General features: G+C 62.4%; 39 protein-coding genes and 3 tRNA genes. 29 read left to right on the top strand and 13 right to left on the bottom strand.

From position 1 onward, the window contains the following. The first annotated feature begins 248 nt into the window (after positions 1–248). The gene (locus tag Tam10B_RS00250; protein ID WP_408606614.1) at positions 249–2,171 is read left to right on the top strand and encodes an AMP-dependent synthetase/ligase; all 1,923 of its coding nucleotides are present in this window, start codon (positions 249–251) and stop codon (positions 2,169–2,171) included. Positions 2,172–2,331: 160 nt separating this feature from the next. On the opposite strand, the gene Tam10B_RS00255 is transcribed toward Tam10B_RS00250, so the two are convergent. The 7 genes from Tam10B_RS00255 to Tam10B_RS00285 form a co-directional block, all read right to left on the bottom strand. After that, positions 2,332–3,363 (bottom strand): Gfo/Idh/MocA family protein, encoded by a 1,032-nt coding sequence (locus Tam10B_RS00255; RefSeq protein ID WP_093959286.1) that lies wholly within the window; start codon positions 3,361–3,363, stop codon positions 2,332–2,334. Positions 3,364–3,404: 41 nt separating this feature from the next. Next, positions 3,405–4,376 (bottom strand): GTPase Era, encoded by a 972-nt coding sequence (gene era / locus Tam10B_RS00260; protein WP_093959287.1) that lies wholly within the window; start codon positions 4,374–4,376, stop codon positions 3,405–3,407. A gap of 83 nt (positions 4,377–4,459) precedes the next feature. Further along, positions 4,460–5,854 (bottom strand): hemolysin family protein, encoded by a 1,395-nt coding sequence (locus Tam10B_RS00265; RefSeq protein ID WP_093959386.1) that lies wholly within the window; start codon positions 5,852–5,854, stop codon positions 4,460–4,462. 15 nt (positions 5,855–5,869) lie between these two features. Beyond that, positions 5,870–6,421: an rRNA maturation RNase YbeY gene (gene ybeY, locus Tam10B_RS00270; RefSeq protein WP_093959288.1), complete on the bottom strand. Its 552-nt coding sequence runs from the start codon at positions 6,419–6,421 to the stop codon at positions 5,870–5,872. Beyond that, a complete protein-coding gene (locus tag Tam10B_RS00275; protein WP_093959289.1) occupies positions 6,418–7,551 on the bottom strand; it encodes a PhoH family protein in 1,134 nt (377 codons plus the stop codon). The genes ybeY and Tam10B_RS00275 overlap by 4 nt, the downstream gene beginning before the upstream one ends. Positions 7,552–7,635: 84 nt before the next feature. After that, positions 7,636–7,974 carry a histidine triad nucleotide-binding protein gene (locus Tam10B_RS00280; RefSeq protein ID WP_093959290.1) on the bottom strand — a complete coding sequence of 113 codons (339 nt, stop codon included), beginning with the start codon at positions 7,972–7,974 and terminating at the stop codon, positions 7,636–7,638. Positions 7,975–8,045: 71 nt separating this feature from the next. Further along, a complete protein-coding gene (locus Tam10B_RS00285) occupies positions 8,046–8,852 on the bottom strand; it encodes a 16S rRNA (uracil(1498)-N(3))-methyltransferase (protein ID WP_093959291.1) in 807 nt (268 codons plus the stop codon). 96 nt (positions 8,853–8,948) lie between these two features. Here Tam10B_RS00285 and Tam10B_RS00290 point away from each other — a divergent pair. Further along, positions 8,949–9,036 (top strand) — tRNA-Leu (locus tag Tam10B_RS00290). Positions 9,037–9,426: 390 nt separating this feature from the next. Continuing rightward, positions 9,427–9,514 (top strand) — tRNA-Leu (locus Tam10B_RS00295). 81 nt (positions 9,515–9,595) lie between these two features. On the opposite strand, the gene Tam10B_RS00300 is transcribed toward Tam10B_RS00295, so the two are convergent. Further along, the gene (locus tag Tam10B_RS00300) at positions 9,596–10,780 is read right to left on the bottom strand and encodes a tyrosine-type recombinase/integrase (RefSeq protein ID WP_093959292.1); all 1,185 of its coding nucleotides are present in this window, start codon (positions 10,778–10,780) and stop codon (positions 9,596–9,598) included. 105 nt (positions 10,781–10,885) lie between these two features. Here Tam10B_RS00300 and Tam10B_RS12845 point away from each other — a divergent pair, with 105 nt between their 5' ends. Then, complete coding sequence (locus Tam10B_RS12845) at positions 10,886–11,080, top strand: hypothetical protein (RefSeq protein WP_143248483.1); 195 nt, start codon at positions 10,886–10,888, stop codon at positions 11,078–11,080. Positions 11,081–11,148: 68 nt separating this feature from the next. Further along, positions 11,149–11,289 (top strand): hypothetical protein, encoded by a 141-nt coding sequence (locus Tam10B_RS13110; protein ID WP_158214069.1) that lies wholly within the window; start codon positions 11,149–11,151, stop codon positions 11,287–11,289. A 297-nt stretch (positions 11,290–11,586) separates the two neighbouring features. On the opposite strand, the gene Tam10B_RS00310 is transcribed toward Tam10B_RS13110, so the two are convergent. From Tam10B_RS00310 to Tam10B_RS00325, 4 genes are all read right to left on the bottom strand, one after another. Beyond that, entirely contained in the window at positions 11,587–12,795 is a 1,209-nt protein-coding gene (locus Tam10B_RS00310) for an ATP-binding protein (RefSeq protein ID WP_093959294.1), read from the bottom strand. A gap of 89 nt (positions 12,796–12,884) precedes the next feature. Next, on the bottom strand, positions 12,885–13,319 hold the full coding sequence (locus Tam10B_RS00315; protein ID WP_093959387.1) for an ImmA/IrrE family metallo-endopeptidase: 435 nt from the start codon (positions 13,317–13,319) through the stop codon (positions 12,885–12,887). A gap of 8 nt (positions 13,320–13,327) precedes the next feature. Beyond that, the gene (locus tag Tam10B_RS13335) at positions 13,328–14,230 is read right to left on the bottom strand and encodes a DUF4236 domain-containing protein (protein WP_093959295.1); all 903 of its coding nucleotides are present in this window, start codon (positions 14,228–14,230) and stop codon (positions 13,328–13,330) included. A gap of 67 nt (positions 14,231–14,297) precedes the next feature. Next, positions 14,298–14,705, bottom strand: a complete 408-nt coding sequence (locus tag Tam10B_RS00325; protein WP_158214070.1) for a helix-turn-helix domain-containing protein — start codon at positions 14,703–14,705, stop codon at positions 14,298–14,300. Positions 14,706–14,820: 115 nt separating this feature from the next. Here Tam10B_RS00325 and Tam10B_RS00330 point away from each other — a divergent pair, with 115 nt between their 5' ends. Continuing rightward, on the top strand, positions 14,821–15,075 hold the full coding sequence (locus Tam10B_RS00330) for a helix-turn-helix domain-containing protein (RefSeq protein ID WP_093959297.1): 255 nt from the start codon (positions 14,821–14,823) through the stop codon (positions 15,073–15,075). After that, complete coding sequence (locus Tam10B_RS00335; protein ID WP_093959298.1) at positions 15,075–15,290, top strand: hypothetical protein; 216 nt, start codon at positions 15,075–15,077, stop codon at positions 15,288–15,290. Before Tam10B_RS00330 ends, Tam10B_RS00335 begins: the two co-directional genes overlap by 1 nt. 2 nt (positions 15,291–15,292) lie before the next feature. Here Tam10B_RS00335 and Tam10B_RS00340 read toward each other — a convergent pair whose 3' ends face one another. Next, positions 15,293–15,640: a hypothetical protein gene (locus Tam10B_RS00340; protein ID WP_093959299.1), complete on the bottom strand. Its 348-nt coding sequence runs from the start codon at positions 15,638–15,640 to the stop codon at positions 15,293–15,295. A gap of 141 nt (positions 15,641–15,781) precedes the next feature. Here Tam10B_RS00340 and Tam10B_RS00345 point away from each other — a divergent pair, with 141 nt between their 5' ends. The 22 genes from Tam10B_RS00345 to Tam10B_RS00420 all read left to right on the top strand — a co-directional run bounded on the left by Tam10B_RS00345 (position 15,782) and on the right by Tam10B_RS00420 (position 22,872). Beyond that, positions 15,782–16,030 (top strand): hypothetical protein, encoded by a 249-nt coding sequence (locus Tam10B_RS00345; RefSeq protein WP_093959300.1) that lies wholly within the window; start codon positions 15,782–15,784, stop codon positions 16,028–16,030. A 7-nt stretch (positions 16,031–16,037) separates the two neighbouring features. Further along, the gene (locus Tam10B_RS13115; protein ID WP_158214071.1) at positions 16,038–16,214 is read left to right on the top strand and encodes a hypothetical protein; all 177 of its coding nucleotides are present in this window, start codon (positions 16,038–16,040) and stop codon (positions 16,212–16,214) included. 11 nt (positions 16,215–16,225) lie between these two features. Beyond that, the gene (locus tag Tam10B_RS13120; protein ID WP_158214072.1) at positions 16,226–16,399 is read left to right on the top strand and encodes a hypothetical protein; all 174 of its coding nucleotides are present in this window, start codon (positions 16,226–16,228) and stop codon (positions 16,397–16,399) included. An 11-nt stretch (positions 16,400–16,410) separates the two neighbouring features. Further along, entirely contained in the window at positions 16,411–16,959 is a 549-nt protein-coding gene (gene ssb, locus Tam10B_RS00350) for a single-stranded DNA-binding protein (protein WP_093959301.1), read from the top strand. Further along, positions 16,959–17,261: a hypothetical protein gene (locus Tam10B_RS00355; RefSeq protein WP_093959302.1), complete on the top strand. Its 303-nt coding sequence runs from the start codon at positions 16,959–16,961 to the stop codon at positions 17,259–17,261. The genes ssb and Tam10B_RS00355 overlap by 1 nt, the downstream gene beginning before the upstream one ends. Then, entirely contained in the window at positions 17,258–17,416 is a 159-nt protein-coding gene (locus tag Tam10B_RS13125) for a hypothetical protein (RefSeq protein WP_158214073.1), read from the top strand. The genes Tam10B_RS00355 and Tam10B_RS13125 overlap by 4 nt, the downstream gene beginning before the upstream one ends. Beyond that, the gene (locus Tam10B_RS00360) at positions 17,413–17,769 is read left to right on the top strand and encodes a hypothetical protein (RefSeq protein ID WP_198947484.1); all 357 of its coding nucleotides are present in this window, start codon (positions 17,413–17,415) and stop codon (positions 17,767–17,769) included. Before Tam10B_RS13125 ends, Tam10B_RS00360 begins: the two co-directional genes overlap by 4 nt. Continuing rightward, positions 17,766–18,800: a helix-turn-helix domain-containing protein gene (locus tag Tam10B_RS00365; protein ID WP_158214074.1), complete on the top strand. Its 1,035-nt coding sequence runs from the start codon at positions 17,766–17,768 to the stop codon at positions 18,798–18,800. The genes Tam10B_RS00360 and Tam10B_RS00365 overlap by 4 nt, the downstream gene beginning before the upstream one ends. A gap of 19 nt (positions 18,801–18,819) precedes the next feature. Then, the gene (locus tag Tam10B_RS00370) at positions 18,820–19,419 is read left to right on the top strand and encodes a 3'-5' exonuclease family protein (protein ID WP_093959304.1); all 600 of its coding nucleotides are present in this window, start codon (positions 18,820–18,822) and stop codon (positions 19,417–19,419) included. Next, a complete protein-coding gene (locus tag Tam10B_RS00375) occupies positions 19,416–19,616 on the top strand; it encodes a hypothetical protein (RefSeq protein WP_093959305.1) in 201 nt (66 codons plus the stop codon). The genes Tam10B_RS00370 and Tam10B_RS00375 overlap by 4 nt, the downstream gene beginning before the upstream one ends. Continuing rightward, positions 19,613–19,876, top strand: a complete 264-nt coding sequence (locus Tam10B_RS00380) for a hypothetical protein (protein ID WP_093959306.1) — start codon at positions 19,613–19,615, stop codon at positions 19,874–19,876. Before Tam10B_RS00375 ends, Tam10B_RS00380 begins: the two co-directional genes overlap by 4 nt. Beyond that, on the top strand, positions 19,873–20,022 hold the full coding sequence (locus Tam10B_RS13130) for a hypothetical protein (RefSeq protein WP_158214075.1): 150 nt from the start codon (positions 19,873–19,875) through the stop codon (positions 20,020–20,022). Before Tam10B_RS00380 ends, Tam10B_RS13130 begins: the two co-directional genes overlap by 4 nt. Continuing rightward, a complete protein-coding gene (locus Tam10B_RS00385) occupies positions 20,019–20,294 on the top strand; it encodes a hypothetical protein (RefSeq protein WP_093959307.1) in 276 nt (91 codons plus the stop codon). Before Tam10B_RS13130 ends, Tam10B_RS00385 begins: the two co-directional genes overlap by 4 nt. Further along, complete coding sequence (locus Tam10B_RS00390; RefSeq protein WP_093959308.1) at positions 20,291–20,497, top strand: hypothetical protein; 207 nt, start codon at positions 20,291–20,293, stop codon at positions 20,495–20,497. The genes Tam10B_RS00385 and Tam10B_RS00390 overlap by 4 nt, the downstream gene beginning before the upstream one ends. Then, positions 20,494–20,643, top strand: coding sequence for a hypothetical protein (locus tag Tam10B_RS13135; protein WP_158214076.1), 150 nt, complete (start codon positions 20,494–20,496; stop codon positions 20,641–20,643). The genes Tam10B_RS00390 and Tam10B_RS13135 overlap by 4 nt, the downstream gene beginning before the upstream one ends. Then, a complete protein-coding gene (locus Tam10B_RS00395) occupies positions 20,640–20,843 on the top strand; it encodes a hypothetical protein (protein WP_093959309.1) in 204 nt (67 codons plus the stop codon). The genes Tam10B_RS13135 and Tam10B_RS00395 overlap by 4 nt, the downstream gene beginning before the upstream one ends. Beyond that, entirely contained in the window at positions 20,840–20,980 is a 141-nt protein-coding gene (locus tag Tam10B_RS13140; RefSeq protein ID WP_158214077.1) for a hypothetical protein, read from the top strand. Before Tam10B_RS00395 ends, Tam10B_RS13140 begins: the two co-directional genes overlap by 4 nt. Then, a complete protein-coding gene (locus tag Tam10B_RS00400; RefSeq protein ID WP_093959310.1) occupies positions 20,977–21,255 on the top strand; it encodes a hypothetical protein in 279 nt (92 codons plus the stop codon). The genes Tam10B_RS13140 and Tam10B_RS00400 overlap by 4 nt, the downstream gene beginning before the upstream one ends. Next, positions 21,252–21,554: a hypothetical protein gene (locus Tam10B_RS00405; RefSeq protein ID WP_093959311.1), complete on the top strand. Its 303-nt coding sequence runs from the start codon at positions 21,252–21,254 to the stop codon at positions 21,552–21,554. The genes Tam10B_RS00400 and Tam10B_RS00405 overlap by 4 nt, the downstream gene beginning before the upstream one ends. After that, positions 21,555–21,749, top strand: a complete 195-nt coding sequence (locus tag Tam10B_RS00410) for a hypothetical protein (protein WP_093959312.1) — start codon at positions 21,555–21,557, stop codon at positions 21,747–21,749. A 72-nt stretch (positions 21,750–21,821) separates the two neighbouring features. Beyond that, a complete protein-coding gene (locus Tam10B_RS00415) occupies positions 21,822–22,637 on the top strand; it encodes a hypothetical protein (protein WP_093959313.1) in 816 nt (271 codons plus the stop codon). 151 nt (positions 22,638–22,788) lie between these two features. Beyond that, positions 22,789–22,872: transfer RNA gene (locus tag Tam10B_RS00420), tRNA-Ser, on the top strand. The last annotated feature ends 274 nt before the right edge of the window (positions 22,873–23,146 follow it).

Below are 23,146 nucleotides of genomic sequence, written 5' to 3' on the forward strand. Positions count from 1 at the left end.
AACATTTGCCCAAGATACGGAAGTTTGCGGTACACCGATCGTCCGAACGGCGTTGTTCCACCCCGCCTACGGTAGCGTAACGAGCGGGACGGGGGCTAAAGTGTGCGAGGAATCTTTAAGTTGAAGGAGAACTCGTGGGTCTAATCGGTTCCGTGAAGAACGCCGTCGCGTCGGCGGCTCATCGTGCTTCCAACCTCGGACGCAATTATCAGGACTACCCCGGCAGCGACGATCTGAACGATGACGGCCTGCCCGACAACCCGCAGTCGCAGGAGATGCCCTCCCCCGACGAGCTGCCGCACGTGGATTTCTGGGGTCCCGGCTACGCCACAACGACCTTCCTGGACGACGCCGGTCTGCTGACGGCCCGTACGGACGGCAATCCGCCGCTCGACGATGGCACAAGCATCTACGACATCTATGCCGAACGTGCCGAACGCATGGGCGATAAGCCGCTGTACACCTTCAAGCAGGACGGCCAGTGGGTTACCAAGACCGCCAACGAGGTACTCGCCGACATCCGCATCACCGCGAAGGGCCTGCTGCATTACGGTCTGAAGAAGGGCGACGGCGTGGCGTTCATGTGCCGCACCAGCTACGCGTGGAACATCACTGATGCCGCGATCATGGCGTGCGGCGGTGTGCTCGCCACCGTGTATGACACCGACTCGGGAGAGCAGATCCGCAACATCGCAAACAATTCCGATGCCCGTCTGCTGATCGTGGAGACCACGGCCATGCGTGACGAGGCGGAGAGCGTGCTCGCCGACTGCCCGACGGTGGAGCATGTCGTATGCCTGGAGACCGGTGGACTCGACGAGATCCAGGCGTACGGCGCCTCGGTCTCCGATGCCGTACTGGATGAGCGCATCAGCTCGATCCGCAAGACCGACCTGTGTTCGATCGTGTACACGTCCGGCTCCACCGCCGCGCCGAAGGGCGTGGAGATGACGCATGAGCATTACTGCGCCGACGCGTTCAACCTGCGCGACTACATGCCCGACCTGCTGCACGACGAACGCAATTCCGTGCTGCTGTTCCTGCCTCAGGCACATTCCTTCGCCCGCGCCATCAACTACATCGTGGTGGCCAGCGACATGCGCGTCTACATCGCTCAGGGCATCAAGACGCTGATCAGCGACCTGCAGGTGGCCAAGCCGGCCGTGATGATCGTGGTGCCGCGTGTACTGGAGAAGGTGTACAACGCCGCCTCCCAGAAGGCAGGACACGGTGCCAAGGGCCTGGTGTTCGCCGCAGCGGTCACCGCCGCGCAGGACTACATGAAGGAGGTCAACGACAAGGGCCATGCCAGCGCGCTGACCGCCGCCCGTCGTGCCTCGTTCGATCCCGTCGTCTACAAGTCGCTGCGCGATGTACTGGGCGGCCGCATGCAGTGGATCGTCTCGGGCGGCGCCCCGCTCGACCCGGAGCTCATGGCGTTCTTCCGCGGCGCCAAGGTGCCGGTGTATGAGGGCTACGGTGCCACGGAGACCACGGCGCCGTGCGCGTTCAATCCGCTGGGCGTGCCGTTCCATCAGGGTTCCGTCGGCATCCCGTTCCCGGGTTTCTCGCTGCGCATCGGTGACGACGGCGAGATCCAGATCAAGGGCGCCTCGGTGTTCCACCGCTACCACAAGAACGATGAGGCCACCAAGTCGTCGTTCACCGACGACGGATGGTACGCCACCGGCGATCTTGGCCGTCTCGACGGCAACGGATTCCTGTACATCACCGGCCGCAAGAAGGATCTCATCATCACCGCAGGTGGCAAGAACGTGTCCCCCGGTCCGATCGAGGAGGTGATCCAGCGCTGTGAGATCGTCTCCCAGGCGCTGGTGCTCGGAGACAAGCGCCCGTTCATCTCGGCGCTGATCACGCTGGACGAGGAGGCGTTGCGCCCATGGCTGGAGTCCAAGGGTCTCAACCGTGACATGTCGATGGAGGAGGCCGCCTCGAACGCCGCGGTGCGCGCGGAGATCCAGAAGTTCGTCGATCAGGCGAACGACGGCGTGTCCCGCGCCGAATCAGTGCGCAAGTTCATTGTGCTGCCGGAGGAATTCACGCAGGAGAACGGCCTGATGACCGCGTCGATGAAGGTCATCCGTCCGAAGGTGATCGCCCGCTACGCCGAACTGCTCAACACGCAGATGTACACGCCGCGCAAGAAGTAGGCGACCGCCCGCAACCGACACGGCAGAAATGACAAGACGACGGGGCCGGTGTCCACGATGATTCCGTGGACACCGGCCCCGTCGTTTTCATTCCTCACCGGCACTGATCGGAGGCGCCTGACGAATCGGATCGACGGACGCGAAACCCCGTGGCGGACTCTCACCGCTCGAACGGATAAACCTCGCCCCACTGCGCGCGCAGGGAGTCCATGACGCGCATGATGCGCAGCGTCTCCTCGTGAGGCATTTCCGGGCATTCGACACGGCCATCGAGAATCGCTCGGGCCGCGGAGACCACCTGGTATTCGTATCCCGTGATCTGTTCGGGAACGTCGATGGAACGCACCTTGCGATGATCCTTGTCGAACACGTCGATGCGTTCGGGGTTGTTGATGTTCTCGACGATCAGATATCCGGCATCGCCCTGGATCACACCCTGTCGGCTGCCGACGGAGACCATGGACGAGTCGATCGTGGCCGACACGCCGTTGCTGAGCCAGAACGTGGCGGAGAACTGCTCGTCCACTCCCCTGTCGGTCAGGGTGCAGGAGCTGATCGTCCGTTCGACGCCGGCGTCCGGGAACGCCATGGCGATGAAGTTGATCGGATAGACGCCCACATCGAGTAGCGCACCGCCCGCCATGGCGGGGTCGGTCATGCGGGCTTTGCCGGAGACGGGGTACGACAGGTTCGCGTATGTCTGCCGCGGCGTGCCGATCTCGCCGGAACCGAGCACGTCGAGAACGAGCTGCCGGCTGGGCATGTATCGGGTCCAGATCGCCTCGGTGCAGGTCAGTCCCGTCTTGCGGGCCACGTCCAGCACGCGTCGGGCCTGAGATTCGTTCGCGGTGAAGGACTTCTCCACCAGCACGTTCTTGCCTGCCTGCATGCAGGCGATGGCCTGATCGGCGTGCAGAGCGTGAGGGGTGGCGATGTACACCAGATCGATCTCGGGGTCGGCGAGCATGTCCTCGTACGATCCGTAGGCGTGCGGGAAACCGTACTGGTCGGCGAATGCACGGGCACGGGACTCATCGGCTCTCGTGGCCACGGCATAGGGGCGGATCAGATCGGAATAGCGTTCGTCCCGGCTCATGCCCTGCAACGTCTGCGCCATGTGATGCGCGATGCGGCCACAGCCCAGAATCGCCACGTTCACGATGCCCGAGTGCGTGCCATTGCGGCTGCTCATGATGCATTGTCCTTTCTATGCGAGGTCCCGAAGATCCGCCGTCAGAATCCGAGGCGTTCCAGCTTCTTCGGATCGGACTGCCATTCCTTGGCCACCTTCACATGCATGTCGAGGTTGGCCTTGCATCCGACGATGCGGTTGATCGGCGTGCGCAGCTTCTTCTTGACGCGCACCAGATGCTCGGCCTTGCGTCCGATGATGATCGGCTTCTGCGAGTCGCGCTCCACATACACGGAGACATGCACCTGGGCCTTGGGCTTGGGGGCGTTGGCCGGACGCTGTGCATCGGACTCGTCCTCCTCGTCCTCGTCCGGGTAGTCGATGGAGTCGACCACCACGGCCAGCGAATGCGGCAGTTCGTCGGTGAGTTCCTCGAGGAACGCGCCGCGAATGAGTTCGGCGATCGTCTCGGAGGGCGGCTCCTCGCTGATCTGATCGTCCGGGTACATCTGAGGGCCTTCCGGCATTGCCTCGATGAGCACGTGCTTCACCTCGTCGAGGTTGTCCTTCTCGAGGGCCGATACGGGCACGATGTCGGAGAACGCGGCGAACTCGTTGATCTCGATGAGCTTGTCGACGAGCTGTGCATGGTTGAGCTCGTCGATCTTGGTGACGACGGCGATCAGCGGGACCTTCCAGGTGAAGGTGCCGTCGTCGTTCTTGCGGGCGAAGTCGCCGCGCAGACGGCTGAGGATGCGCTTGTCGCCGGGGCCGATGGGCTGGTCGGCGGGAAGCAGGAATGCGACGGCGTCCACGTCGGACAGGGAGTTGTCGACGATGTCGTTGAGTCGCTGTCCCAGCAGCGTGCGGGGACGGTGGATACCGGGGGTGTCCACGAGCACGATCTGCGCGTTGTCGGTGGTGAGCACGCCGCGGATCGCCTTTCGGGTGGTCTCCGGGCGGGAGGACGTGATGGCGATATGGGAGCCGATCAACGCGTTGATCAGCGTCGACTTACCTACGTTCGGTCGTCCGACGACCGCGATGAATCCTGACCTGTAAGCTTCTTGCATGAGAAACCACTTTAGCGCGACGTCTGCCGTACGGGCTACCCATACGGCAGACGTCGCGCAGCGGCATGATTCACCTTGGGACGTCATTCGTCATCGGCGTCGTCCTGATGGTCGGACTTGGACGAGTCCTTGGTGGAGTCCTTGTCGACGACGCTGCCCAACGATTCGACCAGAATGGTCGACACCTTCTTGCGGCGTCCGGCGGAGTCGACCGCCGTCAGTTTCAGTCCATGCGTGACCGCGCTGGATCCGACGAGCGGCACGCGTCCGAGCATCTTGGTGAGCAGACCATACACCGTGTCGACATCGTCCTCGTCAAGATCGATTTCGAAGATCTCCTCGATGTCGGCGATCGACGCGCGGGCGGGGAATCGCCATCGTCCCTCGCCGATCCGTTCGGGCTCGGACTTCTGCGTACGGTCATGTTCGTCCTCGAGTTCGCCAACGATCTGCTCCAGCGCGTCCTCGATGGTGACCAGACCGGCAATGCCGCCGTATTCGTCGACGACGATGGCCACGTGCTGGCGCTGACGCTGCATCTGATGGAACAGGTCGTCCACGGGCTTGGATTCGGGCACGAGCAGCGGGTCGCGACTGATGGATTCCACAGGACGGTCGGTTGCGGCGGGATTGAAGGCCACGGCGCGCACGGCGTCCTTGAGATATGCCATGCCGACCAGATCATCCACGGAATCGCCGATGATGGGGACTCTGGAGAATCCGGAGCGGGAGAACATCTTCAGCACGCTGCCGAGCGGCTCGTTGCGACCGATGCAGATCATGTCGGTGCGCGGCACCATGATCTCGCGCGTCAGCGTCTCGGAGAGCGTGAGCACGTTGCGCAGCATCTCGGAAATCTCCGGATCGAAGTCATTGGTCTCGACCAGACGGTCGATCATGGCACGGCCCTGCTCCAGATGGATCTTCTCAAGCTCCTCGTCGTCGGACAGCTCAGCCTTGCCGGAGCCACGGCCGATGCCGTTCACACGGGCGAACGGCGTGAGAAACACGACGATCGACACCACCTTGGCGTGTCGGAGCATGATCTGCAGCGGCTTGCTGGCACCGGTGCTGCGCGGGCGCACCAGAATGGAAACCACGCCAACCACCAGCGCGAACAGAAGCCCCACCAACAGCGTAAGCCACAGCGGAGCGCCCAGCGCATCGGCGATGCTGGCCACCAGCACGCCGTCGAGGATGTTGCACACGATGCGGAAGAACGCACACGATCCCGACGTGGCGAAACGATCGGCCACCAGACGCTGCACCCGATGGATGCGGCCGATCTGCTTCATCTTGGTGAACTGGCTGTCGGAGCTGGTCTGCACATCGAGAATGAGGTTGTTCAGACTGGACCTCGTCACCCGGGACACCGCTCCCTCGGTGGAGGCCATGACCAGGGAGAACCACACCAGCAGCAGCGCCACCAGCGCCAGCACGACGACTATCGGTATCGTGGGATCGCTAAGACTCACCATCATCGACTCCCCCGCTCAGCCTTTCCGGGATCGGGTGCGGCCGTCGCGGTGCGTGGCGTCATACTGCGCCAGCAGATCGGGCGCCCCCTGCGGCAGGGTCACGTCGTCGAGCACGCCGGGACGCAATGCGAGGAAGGTGAGCAGCAGCTGACGCTGCAGGCCGAACATCTGACGCTCCTCCTCCGGCGTAGCGTGGTCGTAGCCGAGCAGATGCAGCGTGCCGTGGATGGTGAGCAGCAGCATCTCCTGAATCGTGGAATGTCCGGCGGCCCGGGCCTGCTCGGCGGCCACGTACGGGCAGATGACGATGTCGCCGAGCACGCCCTCGGGCGTGAACTTGGCGTTGCCGGGACGCAACTCATCCATGGGGAAGCTCATCACGTCGGTGGGCCCCTCGAGGTTCATCCACCGCTCATGCAGCTGCGCCATGGATTCCGGATCGTTGAACATGATGGTCAGATCGGACTGCACGCTCACGCGCATCTGGTCGAGCACCCAGACGCCGAGGTCGGAAAACACCTTGGGATCGATGGTCCACGGGGTTTCGTTGGTCACGTCCACGCTCATGCGTTGTTCTCCTGATCGTTGCTGTTGGTATGGGTGTCGTCATGCCGATCATGACGGTCGCGGCGCTCGCGGCGCGTCTGGCGTTCCTCATCGTAGCGCCCGTAGGCCTCCACGATCTTGCCGACGAGCTCGTGGCGCACCACGTCCTGCGGCTGCAGATGCACGAAGGCGATGTCGTCGATGCCGTGCAGCACACGTTCGATGGTCTTCAGTCCGGAGCTCGGCACCGCCAGATCGATCTGCGTGATGTCGCCGGTGATGATCATGCGCGTATTGAATCCCAGACGGGTGAGGAACATCTTCATCTGCTGCTCGGTCGTGTTCTGAGCCTCGTCGAGGATCACGTAGGCGTCGTTGAGGGTACGGCCGCGCATGTAGGCGAGCGGAGCCACCTCGATGGTGCCGTCGGCCAGATACCGGTGCAGCTGATCGGAACCGAGCATGTCGCTCAGCGCATCGTACAACGGCCTGAGATACGGGTCGACCTTGTCGCTGAGCGTACCGGGCAGGAAACCGAGGTTCTCTCCCGCTTCCACGGCCGGTCTGGTCAGGATGATGCGATGCACCTGACCGTCCTCGAAGGCGCGTACGGCCTTTGCCACGGCCAGATAGGTCTTGCCGGTACCGGCCGGGCCGATGCCGAACGTGATGATGTGGCTTTCGATCGCATTGACGTATGCGATCTGGCCGGGAGTCTTCGGGCGGACGGGAGCCCCCAACGCGAATGTGATGACACCGGGAACGCGTGGACGCTTTCGCTCGTTCTGGGACACGTTTCCCCGGCCCCTGTCGGTGGTCTCGAGCACCGCACCGCGTCTGGCGGCCGACTGCTCACGACGGATGGTGCCAAGATCCGCGTGGGAGTTGGCGAGCATGCGCCGCACCGTATCGGCGTCCATGGGCGCGCTGTAGGCCGCATGGATAATCGCATCGACGATCTCCTGTGCCTTGTTGGCCTGTGCCTCGGTCTGCCGCGAGCGCGACATGATCGCGACGCGGTTGCCTCGCACGATGATGGTCAGATCCGGGAACGCCTTCTCCACCTCACGGATCACCTGATCGGCGGGGCCGAGCACGGCGACGGGATCGAGTTCCGAAGGAATCGTAATGGTACGTGTTGTTGTGGCCACGTTAGGTCGTTGTCTCTTTCGTTCGTGTGATTCGATCAGCAACGTATGGACGAGCACGGTCTCGAACCGGCCGGGAACGCGAGGCTACTCGTCAAGCACCTCGCCGGTAAGCACATGCGCATGCACATGGAACACGGTCTGTCCGGCGTCCACGCCGGTGTTGAACACCAGACGGTACTCCCCGTGGAACTCGGAGTCGGCAATGGACTTTGCCACCTCCACGATGTGCGCCAGCCTCGCGGGCTCCGCCTTGGCAAGCGCCGCCACGTTCGGATAGTGGTCCTTGGGCACGATGAGCACATGCACCTTGGCCTTGGGGTTGATGTCCTTGAACGCGTACACGGTATCGTCCTCGTACACCTTGGTGCTCGGGATGTCTCCGGCGATGATCTTGCAGAACAGGCAGTCGTTTTCCTGGCTCACGCTTCCTCCTTGCATTGGTGGCACTGCGTCTTCATGCTATCGCGCTTCGGGGGATTCCGTGGAATCAGCGGTCAGGAAAATCGTCCAAGCACGCGGGTCAGGAGGGCGAGCGCCACTGGGCCCGCGCTCGATGCGCGCATGATGTTGGTGCCGAGCACCACGGCCTCGGCTCCGGCATCCACGAACGCAGCGACCTCCTCCTCGCTGATGCCGCCTTCGGGGCCGACGACCACGTTCACCGTGCGAGCGCGACCGTCGTCAAGGCAGCGCTCCTCCATCGCCCTGACCTTGTCTTCGATGCCGCTCCATGTGTCGGTGGCGTCCTGGTGCAGCACGATCACCATGTCGCCGTGCACATTGGCGCGGCGGCACATCTCCACGATCTGCTTGCTGGAGACCTTGTCGCCAAGTTCCGGCGACCATGCGCGGCGAGACTGTTCGGTAGCCGCATCGAGCACCTGGCGCCATTTGGCGGCGGCCTTGGCCTCCTTGCCCGCCTTCCACTGCACGATCGAACGGTTCGCCTGCCACGGCACCACCAGGTCCACGCCGATCTCCGTGGCGGTCTCTATGGCCTGCTCGTCCCTGCCCGATTTGGCGAGCGCCTGCACCAGCGCGAGACGGGTGACCGTCGCGGGTTCGCGCGAGAACTCGTCCACGCGCACCTGCCGGTTCTCCGGATCGTGCACCGTGGCGAGGATGCGCAACCCGCGGCCGTCGGATAGCTGCAGCCGATCGCCTTCCTCCAGACGCATCGACTTGAATGCGTGGCGGGCAACGGCCTGCGGAAGGGTGAGCACCCAGCCGTCGTGCAGTTCGTCACCGTTTACCGGGGTTTCGTCCGTATCGGGGTCAATCAGAAAAAGCGGAAACGTCATGGTTCAAACGTATACGACACGCCGGATAACGATCCGATTTGACACATCCCCTATCCGGGGTGATATAGTTCCATCTCGTTGCCAAGCACGGCACCTGTCCGGGTGGCGGAATGGTAGACGCGCTAGCTTGAGGTGCTAGTGGTTATTTTATACAACCGTGCGGGTTCAAGTCCCGCTCCGGACACAGACAAGACCCCTTGATTTTCAAGGGGTCTTTTTGTTTTTCAGAACCGCGTGGGACATTTCCTGGGACATACGCACGGACTTCATGGTCTTCATCATCCTCCAAAAACGATCCATCGAAATCAGACTGCAGCCTCCCCGTCGAACCGATCTGTCATGAATCACGAATTTTCGGATCCATCATCGGTCCGATCTGACGCCATCGATCGCCGCGCAGCCACCGACCATCACCCCTATCCTCGTCTTCGCCCCGAATGCCTACTCCCCCAATGGAGTGATCGGTATTGCCCATCCTTTGATAAATCACGCGACACGCCGATCCGCAACTCCGATTTGACAGACACCCCACCCATGATGATAAAGTTCCATCTCGTTGCCAAGCACGGCACCTGTCCGGGTGGCGGAATGGTAGACGCGCTAGCTTGAGGTGCTAGTGGTTATTTTATACAACCGTGCGGGTTCAAGTCCCGCTCCGGACACAGACAAGACCCCTTGATTTTCAAGGGGTCTTTTTGTTTCCCAGAACCGCTTGGGACATTTCCGGGACATTCCCAAAACGCCTAGGCGGCCTTCACGGTGTGCGACACGCCGTAGGTGAGCAGCATGTCGCTCATCGCGCTCGCCACCGAGTCCAGATCCTCGACGAATAGATCCGCGTACACATCCAGGGTCATCGCGGCGCTCTTGTGCCCCAACTGGCGTTGCACGAGCTTGACATTGGCGCCGCTGCGGACCATGAGACTCGCCGCGGTGTGTCGCAGATCGTGCATCGTCATCCTGGGCACTCCGGCGCGGTCACATGCGGCGCTGAACCAGTTGCCATCCTTGGACGGAGAGTCCACCTGTCGCATATACCCGTCCAGAGGGCCCGTAAACAGCAGCTGGTCGCTGTTTTCCCGGCCGTCTATCACGTCATGCAGGTAGGGGTCCAGAAACGCCGGAAACGACACCGTACGGGCCTCCTCGCCCTTGAGCGTGCCCAGCACGATCTTCCCCCGCACCTGGGTGGCGCTCAGGTCCAGCGGGATCCTGTGCCTGTCGAAGTCGATCTCGTCTATGTGGATCTCGATGGTCTCGCCCCATCTCGAGCCGATCGTGCCCAGCATGAGCACCAGCAGACGTCGTTTGCGCTCCTCGTACGTGGGCCGCTCCCCCATCGTGGTGATGCACGCGTTGGCCAGACGCATGAGCTGGCCGGCGGTCAGGTACGTGTGGGGCTTGCGGCGTTTTTTGGGCAGTGTCACCCCTCTGGCGGGGTTCTCTGCGATCCTGTGGTCGGCCATGGCGTCGTCGAGGATGCCGGCGAGCACTCCGTGCGCCCTGAGCACCACGCTCGCGCTTCTGCCGGGCTCGGTCACCTCGCCCTTGTCGTCGAGCTTGTCTGAGCCCAGCGCCGTGACCCATTCCTGGACGGCACCGCGACGGATGTCCAGCACGCGCGTCGAGCCGAACACCGGTTTCACGTGGATGCGCCACGCGTCCTCGAGATCGTCCAGATAGCTGGGCTTGGCTACCAGAGCTTTCTTGGCGAGCCACGCGGGCGCCAGGTCACCGACTGTGACCGAACCCATGGTGGGATCGACCCACGTGCCGGTGTTCTTGCTGACCGTGTTGGCGGCCTCCCAGTCCACGGCGTCACGCTTGCGCTTGAACCCGCGCTTCCGCGTCCACTTCCCCGTGGGCTTTCGATACCGCACCGCGTACCGCGTGACCCCGGCCGTGTTCTCGTAGGCCTCGATGCTCACGCCAGCACCTCCACGATTCCGCCCGCAGCCACACGCATGCGCTCGCGCCTCCCCACGTCCCTTAGAATGAGAACTGCTACATATAGCTTGGAGGACCGATGGCCCATGAAGAACACCACGATAAAAGCGATAGCTCGAGGAATGAAACGGGGACTCAGCATCGCGACGCAGCCGAACCCGACGACCGAATTCCAACGCATCCGCAGGAACATTCTGGAGACCAACACCATGAAAGCGGCGTCGATGTCGGTGCAAACGGCGATGATCCACTCGATGCAACGCATGGCGAAGCGCGGATAATCGCAACCAGAAGCTCCTACTGGTCCGGACTGACCCCCTCCCCCGAGGACATGGAGGGATTCAAACGAGTGGATCCATCGTTCCCCGACCGCATCATGCGCATGACCGAGGAATCCACCCACGCCCAGAACAAGGCCCTGCTCACCACCACGAAACTGGAATCGTGGTCCGTGCTCCTCACCTCGATCGGATACACCGTACTGCCCTAGGCCGCCGCTATAACCCTCGCATTCACCGGCCACGACATAGCGGCAGGCATCGCCGCGCTCGCCGGCCTTGCAGAAACAGGCCCCAAGATCATCCAGGCGATACGGGGCGCAAAAAACGACAAAAACTGACGACGACAATTGGATATGCTCCATTCCCCGTCCCGCGGTAGAATGAGCCACGGAACGGTCCTTGATTTTGGTAGGTGCTGTTTCAGGCCGGGTCGAGTGTTGGTAGCACTCGCCGGCATCGGATCCCGCATGTTGGTAGCATGCGGGATCTTTTTCGTTTAGAGGATTTCACTCCTTTCTGTCGTAGATCTGTTCCGGCAACGGGGCCGCTCGGCGGATGAAGTCCCCCATGCCCGGCACGGAGAATGACAGGTAGCCGCGTTCCGGAGCATATGCGAGACCACTCTCGATAAGGCCCTTGCGGATCCGCGCCACTTCGGAAACCGGTCGTTTCAGTCTTTCCGCGATCTCGGATGAGGAACAGAGCTCCTTCCCGATGGATGCCATGGCGCGCATGTATTCTCGTTCCGATGGCCTGGCGCGCTGCCAGCGGGATTCGTAGAGGCCTCGGTCGAGTACCTCTCGTGCGACCGGCTCTCCCTTGTCCACTGCCGACAGAGGGATCGGCGACGAGTCCGATGCCTCGAATGCCGCGGATCCGTATGCCTGGATGAAATACGGGTATCCCTGTGACAGCGTGACGAGACGGTCCAGTGCGTCGTCCTCGAACCGGCTGACCCTGCTGATGGTCTTTATGTAGCAGTCGCGCGTCTCGTTCTCGGGCAGACTGCCGATCTGCCGGTATTCGAACAGTCGTTCCGCGTACGAGCGGGATTTCGTCAGGACGCCCGGTAGGTTCGGCAATCCCGCCGCGATGACGTAGAAGGGAAGATCGTCCTGCCCCATGGTGTGCTGCAGGCCGATGATGGTGCCCATGAGCTCCTTCGGCATCTCCTGGAACTCGTCGATGAACAGGAACAGGCCGGAGTTGTGCTTCTTGAGCGTGGTGCATAGCTCCTCGACCATCATCTCCAATACCAGGGATTCCGACGTGGGGGCCTCCTCGTCCCGGCTGGGGCCGAATGAAGCCTGGAGCACGCCGATATGGACCGAAACCTCGTTGACGTGCTTCACCGCGGCGAGCAGGCTTTCCCGCAGGCTCTTGTCCCGTTCCTTCAGGATCGCCTTTGACACGCCCTCGAATATCGCGGCATAGTCGTGCTTGGGATCCTGCGTGGCCTCCAGACGGATGGCGAGCAGTCCCCCTTCCGTCACCATGTCGCGCATCTTGAGCAGGAGCACCGTTTTCCCGACGCCCCTCAGCCCGCTGTACACGAGACCTTGATTCGAGTATCCCGCCTTGGTCCGGGCGATGATCCGGTCCATGATCTCGAGTTCATGCTCGCGGCCCGCGAGATCCTTGGGCTGTCGCCCGGCACCGGGTACGAACGGATTCAGACCGTGCATTATCGCATGACGCGTTTTACCGTCCTCCATGCTTCTCCTTCGATGCCCACATATGAGCTTTATACAATTTTATACCTGTAAATACAGTTTTATACCCATTTATACCCGCGAATACACGTCTACACGAATTGTTCCGTTTGGGCCGTCGCCTCCCTGAGGATGTGTTGCCAGTCGTGGATGATCTGGGTGGTGACGTCGAGTTCGGCGGCGATCCGGTAGACGTCCCCGTCGTACATGGCCTCGGCGATGGCGTATTCGGCGGGGTTGACCAGGAGGAGCGCCGTCTGTCGACGGCACCGGTGTTCGGCCTTGGCGCCGGCCCACCCGCTGGTGGTGTCGTCGCCGTGCCGGTAGTGGACGAGCTCGTGGGCGAGGGCGCAGCGTTTCCTGGTGTCAGTCTGGCGTTGGTCGATGAGGATCGTGTCGAGGCTCGGACAGCAGACGCCGGCGATGTCGCCGGGCAGGATGGCGAGTTCGATCGTGAGCTGCGGGTTGGCCGCGAGGGCGGTGTCGCTCATGCGTTCGTAGCTCATACCCGGCGTGATGGGGATCATGGACACGATTACTTCTTCCAGCGCAGGCGCCCGTCTGATGCGGTCTGGCAGGTGAGGGTGGTGCCGGCGCTGCTGGTTCCGGTGGCTCCGGCCGTGCTGCAGAACGCGCCGCCGCGCACGGTGCCGGAACTGCTCGAGCCACTGTTGGAGCTGCTGCTGGAACTGTTGGAGTTGCTGGCGGTCGAACCGCTGTTCGAACTGCTGCTCGAGTTGCTGGACTGGGCGGCCTGTTCGCGTTGGCTGATGGCGTTCTCGCGGTTGTCGAGGTCGGTCTGCCTCTGGTCCTGTTCCTGCTGACGCTTGTCCTGGAGTTCCTTGTATTCGCTGCTGGTGGTGGGGTCGGCGGCGGTGTTGGCGCCGATGCCGATGGCGACGAGGAACGCGATGATCAGGCCGATGCGCTTGGGCCATTTGCTTTTCTTCTTGCCGTGCTTGCCGGATCCGGACGATTCGGGCGACTCCGCCGGCGGCTGGATGGGCGGGACGTTGTTATTCGGGGCGGGCTGTTCGGGCATGGTGATGGTGGGCGCGTCCTGTGCCGGCTGCGCGATGGGCGTTTCGGGCGCGGTGGCGTCGGCGATGGGCATGGTCGCGTCGGCTACGGGCGTGGGGCTGTAGGCGGGCAGGCTTGGGATTGCCGTGGTCTGGATCTGCTCGTTGTTCTGCTGCTTCTTCATGGTCTTCTCCTTGTGTCTTCTCGTGGTCTTCTTGGCTTTTGTTGGTCCGCTGATCTTCTGTGTGTATGAGATTCCGGTTCCTGGTATCGAGGCGCCGACGCTGGTGCCTGTCTTGCCGATGGTGACGTGTGGGGCTCCTCGTTTGCCGAGGGTGACGCTGCTGATGCCCTTCTTGCCGATGTTGACTCGGACTCCCTTGCCGAGGCTGATGCTTTTTCTGAATCTGAATCCCATGGGCTACTCCTAACTGCCTTGCGGTCCATGGCCGTCAACGCTGACGGTTGGTCTGAAATATATGGTTTTACGCGGCTTCGTCGCCGTCCCCGTCGAGCTTGTGTTCGTCATGCAGGGCGGCGAGACCGAGATCATCCCGGCCAGCGGACATGGCCTGTACACGAGACAACACATCCTCAACACGAGAATCACCGGCGCTGGGCGAATTGACAGCCTCTCCCATTTCTTCAATAAGGCGACGATAGGCGCTGTCGATGACCTCTCTTGGATCCACGCCGATGAGTTCACATGTATTGAGCAAGGCCTCAATGGGCATCGAAGGCTTTGCATTAATCCATTTCGAATAACCGGATCGAGAATGTCCCAATCGGTCAGCGACCTGAGATTGCGAAATCTGCAATCGAACGAAACTCGCCTTTAGCTCTAGGCCAATCAGCTGCGAAAACCGCTGGCCTCGATTCTTTGAATTACTCATATGGTCAGTATATTTCCTTATTTGCATATGCGCAATCTACATTGCGGGTACTGCGATCTTCATTTGAGCAACACGCCGATTGACGAATCTCTATCCGTCGATTAACGTTTCTCATATGAGCACTACAGAACTACGGACGTGGATAGGTCGTCGAATTGAGAAATTAATTCACGACAAGGGCATGACTAAGCGTGCCGTGTCGGAGAAATCCGGCATGCCCTACAGCAGCCTTAACAGCAAACTCAAGGGATATCGCAGCTTCGATCTCGACGACATCCTTGCCATCTCCGAAGCGATCGGAGAACCGCCTTCGTCCTTCCTGCCCCCGCAATTCCACGCTTCCGCGCTCGCTGGCGGGGAGGTGGAGTGATGACGCTGTTCGGACAGAAGGGTATTGGCGGGGATTTCCTGTTGACGCGGGATCCGGATCGTGAGAGTCCGGGTAGTCCGTATCAGTTCAGTCTGGCGGTGTTCGGTTCTCGCAGGTCGGAGTATCTGCGGTTGGATGCGTTGACCAAGGGCGATCTGCTGTACATGCGTCGGGCGATCGACCGAATGCTCAAGGAATCGAGAAAGGAGGAGTGATGTCACTTCCCTTTGTGTTTCTTCGACATCTTGGCGGCCGCCTTCTTAAGGGCCGTGATCTCCCTGTCCTGCGAGACGACGACGGCGGAGAGATGGTCGATCATCCGCCCCTGCTCGAGGGTCTGCTCCGTGAGCTCGTGGATGACGTCGGCCGTCTTGTCCAGCAGGTTGAGGATCAGGGTGTTCCGCGCTTCAAGTGCACGTACGCGCTCTGCCGTGGTCTTGCGCTGGCCGGTACGGGGCTGCTGCTGGTCTCCGTCCGTCTGCTTTCCCTCCGCATTGATCGTGGTCAGCGCGTCCACGATGGCGGCCGTGGCCTGGGCAAGGTTGTTCAGGTCTTCCGTATCCATTGATTCTTCCCTTCGTCGGGGGTTGGTTTCCTGCCAGATTCCAGCGTACCGGCGAGGGGATTCCACAAAGGCATCTACCAAAACAGGGGTTCCGGCGGCTACCAAACGCCGGGACCCCATCGACTCGAAAGGAGGCTTGCTATGAGCCCCGAGGATGTGGCGCGTCGTCTGGATGAGGGCGACGTGCTGATCAGCACGAAAACCGCGGCGAAGCTGCTGTGTGACGACGAGCCCAACGCGGCCTACAAGTGGCTGGCGGCTCGCCGTCAGGAGCCCAACAACGATCTGCCGTTCGTTCAGTTGGGCAGTGTGATCCGTTACTGGCGTAGCGATCTCATCGCGTACATCGCAGCCCATACCTATCTGTCCACTCTTGAATATGCGAAGTGAGGTTGTCATGAATCGTTTTCTGACCGTCGGCGGGCTGGTGTTGCTCGCGTGTCTGTTTCTGGGTGCGGTCCTGTTGGGCGGCTGGCCGGGCACGGGGTGCATGGTCCTCGCGTGCGTGGTGGGCGTCGGCCTGGCGGACGTGTACATGGAGGCCATCCTGCACGTGTTGGGGCTGGACCGGTGAGGGGTGATCGCATGACCCGCGCGCGTCTGCGCCGGCTGATGCTCGTCTCCGTCATCGTGTTCACCGCATTGGGCCTGCTGGGCCTGATGGTGGGAGTGCATGACATGGACGGGTACGGGATCCTGCGTGGCCTGGTCGTGCTCACGTGCGCGTGGCTGGTCGCCCTGTCCCGAGAACGACTCTAGGAGGAGAAAACATGGCGAATGACATTCTGGTCACGGTGGTGGGCAATCTGACCGCCGATCCCGAGATCCGCACCATCCCAAGCGGGAGCACGGTCGTGAACTTCACGGTCGCCTCCACGCCGAGCCGCTATGACTCGAGGTCGGGCCAGTGGGAGGACGGGGAGACCACGTTCCTGCGGTGCAGTGCGTGGAACGGGCAGAAGCGCACCCTGGCGACGAACATCGTCCAGTCCCTGTCGAAGGGACAGCGCGTGGTCGCGCAGGGGTACATGAACCAGCATGACTACACGGGCAACGACGGGGTGACGCGTACGAGCATCGAACTGCGCGTGACGGCGATCGGCCCGGACCTGTCCACGCAGATCGCGGTGTGCGAACGCAACCCCAAGCCCCAGCAGCAGCCACAGGCGGCTCAGCAGCAGTCAGGCTATACGGGCGGTTTCGCGGGAGCCGCGCGCAATCGGCAGCAGCCGCAGTCTCAGGCCGGTGAGGAGAGTCAGGAGCCGTGGGCGGCCGGCGCCACGTATGGCTCCGGGTATGGAGAGGAGCCCGAGTTCTGATGGTGTTCGGAACGGAACCGCAAAGGAAGTCGCGTCGGTTCGTGGATTTGGAGCGTGATCTGATCCGTGAGGCGGTCAGGGATCTCGAGGACATTCAGGCCAGGAAGACGAACGGCACTGTGAGGCCGGGACCGGCGGCGGATGTGGCGAAGAGCGTCATCCACCGTCTGGGCCGTGACCTGGACCACAAGGGCAAGCACGGCACGCCCGCCGCCCTGTCGCGGGCGGAGCTGATCGCGGGCAACGGGTGGATCCCCGAAGCGATCCACATACTCAACACGATGATCGGAGGCACGAGATGATAGCGGTGCAGAAGACGCCGGACGGGATCCTGGTGGACATGGATGACGCGAGGTTCGTCACGTCCTCGGCCGAGCAGGGCTCGCATATGAGCCTGTTCCTCACCGAGGCGCAGGCCTCGCGGTTGGAGGATCTGCTGGCCAGGAGGCACGTATGAGCCGTGAGCCCTCCGAGAGGTTGAAGGCCGTGGTGGACGAGCGCGACCAGTGGTCGTGCGTCCGCTGCGGCGTTTCGCTGTATGCCACTGGCGGCAGTCGACATCACCGGCAGTTGAGAAGCCAGCAACCAAACCCCAAACTCTTGAATCGCCCGTCGAATCTGATCCTCCTGTGCGGATCCGGTACGACGGGCTGTCATGGCTGGGTGCACGCGCATCCGGCCGAATCGTATGAACAGGGCTGGCTCGTCCATGGATGGGACGATCCGACCCTGATCCCGGTCCGCTACCGGATCGGGAATCGTTTTTACACACTGCTGCTCGACGACGAGGGCGACAAGGAGGAGTCATGAGCGTTCAGGCGATGAGCTGGGCCATGGACGAGGCCCCGACGAAGGACAAGGCCGAACGCATCGTGCTGATCTACATGGCCGATGTGGCAGACAAGTACGGGCGCAATTCGTTCCAGTCGGCCGCGACGATCGCGAAGCGCAGCCGATACGGGATCACTGCGGTACGCACCGCCATCAAGGGACTGAAGGCCAAGGGCCTGATCCGCGAGGGCGACCAGCGGCGTATCGGATGGATGCCCAACGGGCAGCGTCCCGTGGTCTACGACCTCGACCTGGACGTGACCTGGGACACCGTGGAGGCACAGGAACCCACCACCGTGGAGCCCGAAACCACGAAAAACGACACCCCTCCAGAATCCGGAGGGGTCAGCAAGCCGGCAGTAGGACGGACCCGCAAAACCACCCCTCCAGAATCCGGACCCCTCCAGAAATCGGACCCGTCCAGAAAACCGGTTCTGACCCCTCCAGAATCTGGACCCAAACCCAATAAGAACCGTTATATAACCCCACCTCCTACGGAGGTGTCCCCTACCCGAGGGGAGACCCACCCGAAAACCAAAAACCCCAAACGCCATGAACTGCCCACGGACTGGACCCCCAGCCCCGAGGCACGCCAGCTCGCCCGCCAGCTCGGCGTGAACCTCAACCGGTCGGAAGCCAGCTTCCGCCTCTGGGCCCTCGAGAACCACCGCAGGCTCCGCGACTGGGACGCCCGCTTCCTGCGCTGGATCCACGGCGACGCCAAACCCGCCGCCACACCGGACCAGCAGCAGAAGCCCACACCCGTCCCCGCCCGCCACCAGAACAGCGAACACAAGCACACGGCAGGATGCGAGCACGTATCGGACCTCATCCGCCCGATCGAACACCGGTTCAGCACCGACCGCGTGGGAGGCAGGTTCGGCAGCTCACCGCGCTCGCAGGCACGCCAGCTGGCGGCGGACATGCTCAACGAGGGCAGGGATCCGGTGGAGATCCGCGGCGTGCTGACCGGCCGACTGGCGCCGGACGAGCTCATGCAGATCGCCTAGCGAAAGGAACACACTGAAAATGAACGAACTCGACAAGCCCGTCCGCCTGCTGTGGGTGGACGTGGAGACCACGGGACTGGATCCGGCAAGCGGTCACCTGCTGGAGGCGAGCGTGAGGGTCACGGACCTGGCTGGCGTGGAACTCTCCCGCCATCACGTGCTGGCCCGCCCCGAGCACTGGGAGACGGTCCTGAGGGGCATGGATGCTCGCTGGCGCCACACGCACACCGTCAACGGGCTGATCGACGCGGTCTCCTCGCTGGCCCCGCATCTGGGAGACGTCCGGTTCGCCGGCCTCGGTCTGACCGCGTTCATCGTCGCGCAGGCCCGTGAGGCGGTCCTCCGTCCGGCGGGATGGAACCCGCAGTTCGATATGCGCTGGCTCGCCTGTACGGCACCCGACGCCCTGGGCCTGCTGGACTACCACTGGATGGACGTGCAGTCCGCGTTCGCACTGCTCGAGCACCTGTCCCCCGACACGGCCCGCAGGATCCTCGACCAGGCGCCCGAGACCGATCACAGGAGCGACCAGTGCCTCGACAGGGAGATCGGCATCTACCGGCTCCTGCGCCGAGCCATGCTCGTCGGCTCTCTCGGATTCCACGAGGTGGCCCTATGAGCCAGTTGAAGGTCAGCGCGCAGGCCAGCCAGCACGGCAACTGCGTCATCCTCAAGACCGACCTCACCCACACCCGCGGCAGCAGGGCCCGCGAACTCACATCCTGGCGCATCACCCCGGAACAGGCCGAGGCGCTCGCCGACCAGTTGGATCAGGCGCTCGACGAATGCGAACGCCGCAGGAAGGAGAACCAATGACAACCCCGAGGAAATACCACCGGCTGAGCCCATGCCCGTTCTGCCATACCAGGATCCGTGTCACGCGCATCCCCGCCCCGTACGGGTGGAAGTGGCGGTACGAGTGCCCGTCCTGCCATGTGCGCTTCTACACGATGCACACCACCTCCCGGATCCCCACGGACGAGGCGCTGCGTACCGGGATCCGCGTGTGGAACCGCGCGGTCAACGGCCACAAGGGATTCGCATGGTATCTGGATTGCATCAGGGAGCAGCTATGAGCATGCGCGACATCCTGACCGAACGCTACCCCATCCCCGACCACCCGTACGAGCCCGTCACCGTCAGCCGACTCGATTTCGCGGTCATGCAGGCCCAGGCATTCGCCGCCGGCGTCGCATGGCAGCAGCAACAGGAGGAATCATGACCAGCATCATCGCAGAAGAGGCCAAGCGTCTCTACCAGGACCAGAATCTCCGACGCGCCTACCTCAGAGGAGCCATCCGCAAGCCAACGGATATGGAACTCGACCAGGCCGCCGAACTCCTGTACACGCTCATGACCAACGACGACAAGGGATACCGGGAAGCCAGCGAGGAGATCCAACACCACTGGCGGTACATGGCCGGAAGCGTCATCGCCCGAGCACAATGCTCCTGCATCGACCCTGCCATCACCTACACGGAGACCAACGAATGACCAACAACCAGACGGCACGCATCTACACCCAAACCGAACTCGCCCACGCCATCAGCTACGCGCTCGCCGACCTCGACCTGACCATCACCCTCAACCAGTGCGAGGACGGGGAGGCCGACTGGGAAACCATCGCCGCGCTCGCCGACAGGATCTACGAGCATTCAGGCATCCCCACCGACATCAGCATGCTGGAGGACGCATGATCGGCGAGCACGTGGCCCGCATCATCATCCGATGGTGGAACGCGGGCCTGACCATCCAGGAGATCCAGGAACTCAACCCGTTCGTCCCGTACGACGACATCGCCGAACTGATCGGCACCTACGAAACACGAAAGGACCAGCAATGAGCTTCCCGACAGAAATCATCCGAGGAACCCTGACCGACATCGCCTTCAAGGAGCCAAACAACAGGCTCTGCTACGACGTCGACGACATTCACCCCATCAGCACCCGCACCATCCTCATTCCCCAGGGCTTCGACTACGAGGAATTCATTGCCATCACCGAAGCCATCCACACCGCGCTCGCAGGCATGGAGGAATCGTGACCGTCGCTGATGTCACCGCGATCCTGCTGGCCGGCGTCATGTGCCTGATCCTGCTCATGGCGTCGGCCACGATCTGCATGTGCATTCTGCACCGCGAGTTCGGCTGGAATCCGTTCACGACAAGGAGGAAGCGATGAGCATCTTCACCACCGAGGACGAGGAGATCAGCTACTCCTCGATTATCCACGACTACGCGCACGCATGGGCCACGGACCCCGACGATATTGAGCTACGCCGGCATCGGATCATCACATGGCTGGCCAACCGCGACCGAAAACTCTTGAAGGCCGCGGCCGCGCAGGCATGGGAAAAAGGCGTCCAATACGGAATGAACGTCGTAAGAACCGCCGCCAATTCGGCGCGCGTGGGCCCCATCAGCGAAAACCCCTACATCATGGAGGAGAACCAGTGAGCACCAACACGAAATCCCAGCGCAACAAGATCCAGCACGACTACGCGCAGCTGCAGGACGACTCCCTGACCACGTCCTTTGATGCCGATGCCATGTACGTGGCGACCCTCGCCATCATCAACATCGCGGAAACCCTGGAACGCATCGCAAAAACCCTGGAAAACGTCGACAAGCAGTTGCAGACAACCATGGCCAGGGCATGGGCCGAAGGCTACGCCGCAAACAGCCCCTCACACATGATCGGCCCATACCACGCGCCACGCAACCCCTACGACGGCTCGACACCAGAGGAGGAATGAGTGTCCATCATCAACATCACCAAACGCGACCACGCCTACCAGCAAGTCCTCAACCAGATCCACGCCATGCGAGACACCAGCATCGAACACATCGACCACCCCGACACCCGACAGGGATACCTCACCGCGCTCGCCGAACTCGAACACTGCCTCAACGACTGGATGCGACCGCCAAAAACCCTCCGGCCCCACTAAACAAAAAGCCCCCACCCAAAGGCAGAGGCCGAAACGCATAACCAAGCATACCGCCAACGGGAGGGAACAACCATGACTGCAAACCACACCCCAACCGACGAAACCGACAACACCAACACCACACACGTCACATGCCGCATCTGCCCCACATGCGCCGCGAACGCGCTCGCCGACGGGATGACGATCTGCCGGCAGTGCATGCGCGCCTACGCCCGTCAGCTCACGCTTCTGCGCCATCATCTGGCTGTCCTGCAGCTGGTCATCCGCCGTGAGGTGCATCTGCGCGAGCGCGGCGGCGGGAGGGGTTCGTTCGCGCCGTTGGGCATCGATGTGTCCGCAGCCGATCTCGAGGCCGAGGTCGAACGTTTGATCGATGGGATCTGTGAGGCGGCCGGATTGCCCGGGGGCCGTTGGCAACGGGCATTGCCGCGGCTGGGCGCGAATCTACGTGTGCTGGCATGTCTGCCCGATGCGGCGGATCATCTCGAGGGGCTTATCAGGCTTAATGGGCGGCTGGAGCGTGTGGCCGATCGTCGGCCGCGGCTGCGCAGGCTTGTCGGGGTGTGTGACGTATGCGGGGCGATGGTCCATGCCGTTCAGGGCGAGGAGTGGGCGGTGTGCGGCCGGTGCGACAGTCTGCTGCATCTGCCCTCGGTGCGTCGGGCGGCTCGCAGACGGTTGGATGTGCTGCATACGACGCAGACCCCGTCCGGGGCCGCCGTGTGGGTGAGCCGGGAGACCGGGATCGACGTGACCCGCGATGACGTCAACAACTGGATCCGCTCGGGCAGGATCACGGCGCCGAAGCTTGAGAACGGCTATCGGGAGTTTCCGATTCTGCGGCTGATCGAGCTGGCCGAGGTGAAAATGGATTCCAAGCAGGAGTAGGCCTACACGCACCTGTGATATACTCGCTTCAGCGATAAGTATGAGAACCCCGAGACCCCTTGTGGATCCGGGGTTCTCTGCGTATTGCCACCTCTCTCTCGAAGACACCGTGCCGCCTCCCCGTCGGCAGTCAGCGGGGAAGCGACACGCCGGATGGTTGGCCGAGTGGTCGAAGGCACCTGTCCAGAAAACAGTCGAGGCGTATCCTCCGGGGGTTCGAATCCCTCACCATCCGCGAACACAGACGGGAGCCCTATGGCTTCGACGAATCCACGATGGAAGAACGGGTATAGACGCAGACAGGAGCAACGGCGCTGGCGAGCCAGCGGAGCTCCCTGCTACATCTGCGGCCGACCCATCGACTACAGCCTGAAAAGTCCCGACCCGTGGAGCTTCGTCATCGACGAGACCCTTCCTCTGGCCAGGGGCGGACGCGTCTGTCACTCCAACAGCGGACCCGCGCACCGATGGTGCAACGGGCTCAAAGGCACCCACAGCCTTGAATGGGC

The sequence above is a fragment of the Bifidobacterium vansinderenii genome, assembly GCF_002234915.1.
GTDB classification, from domain to species: domain Bacteria; phylum Actinomycetota; class Actinomycetes; order Actinomycetales; family Bifidobacteriaceae; genus Galliscardovia; species Galliscardovia vansinderenii.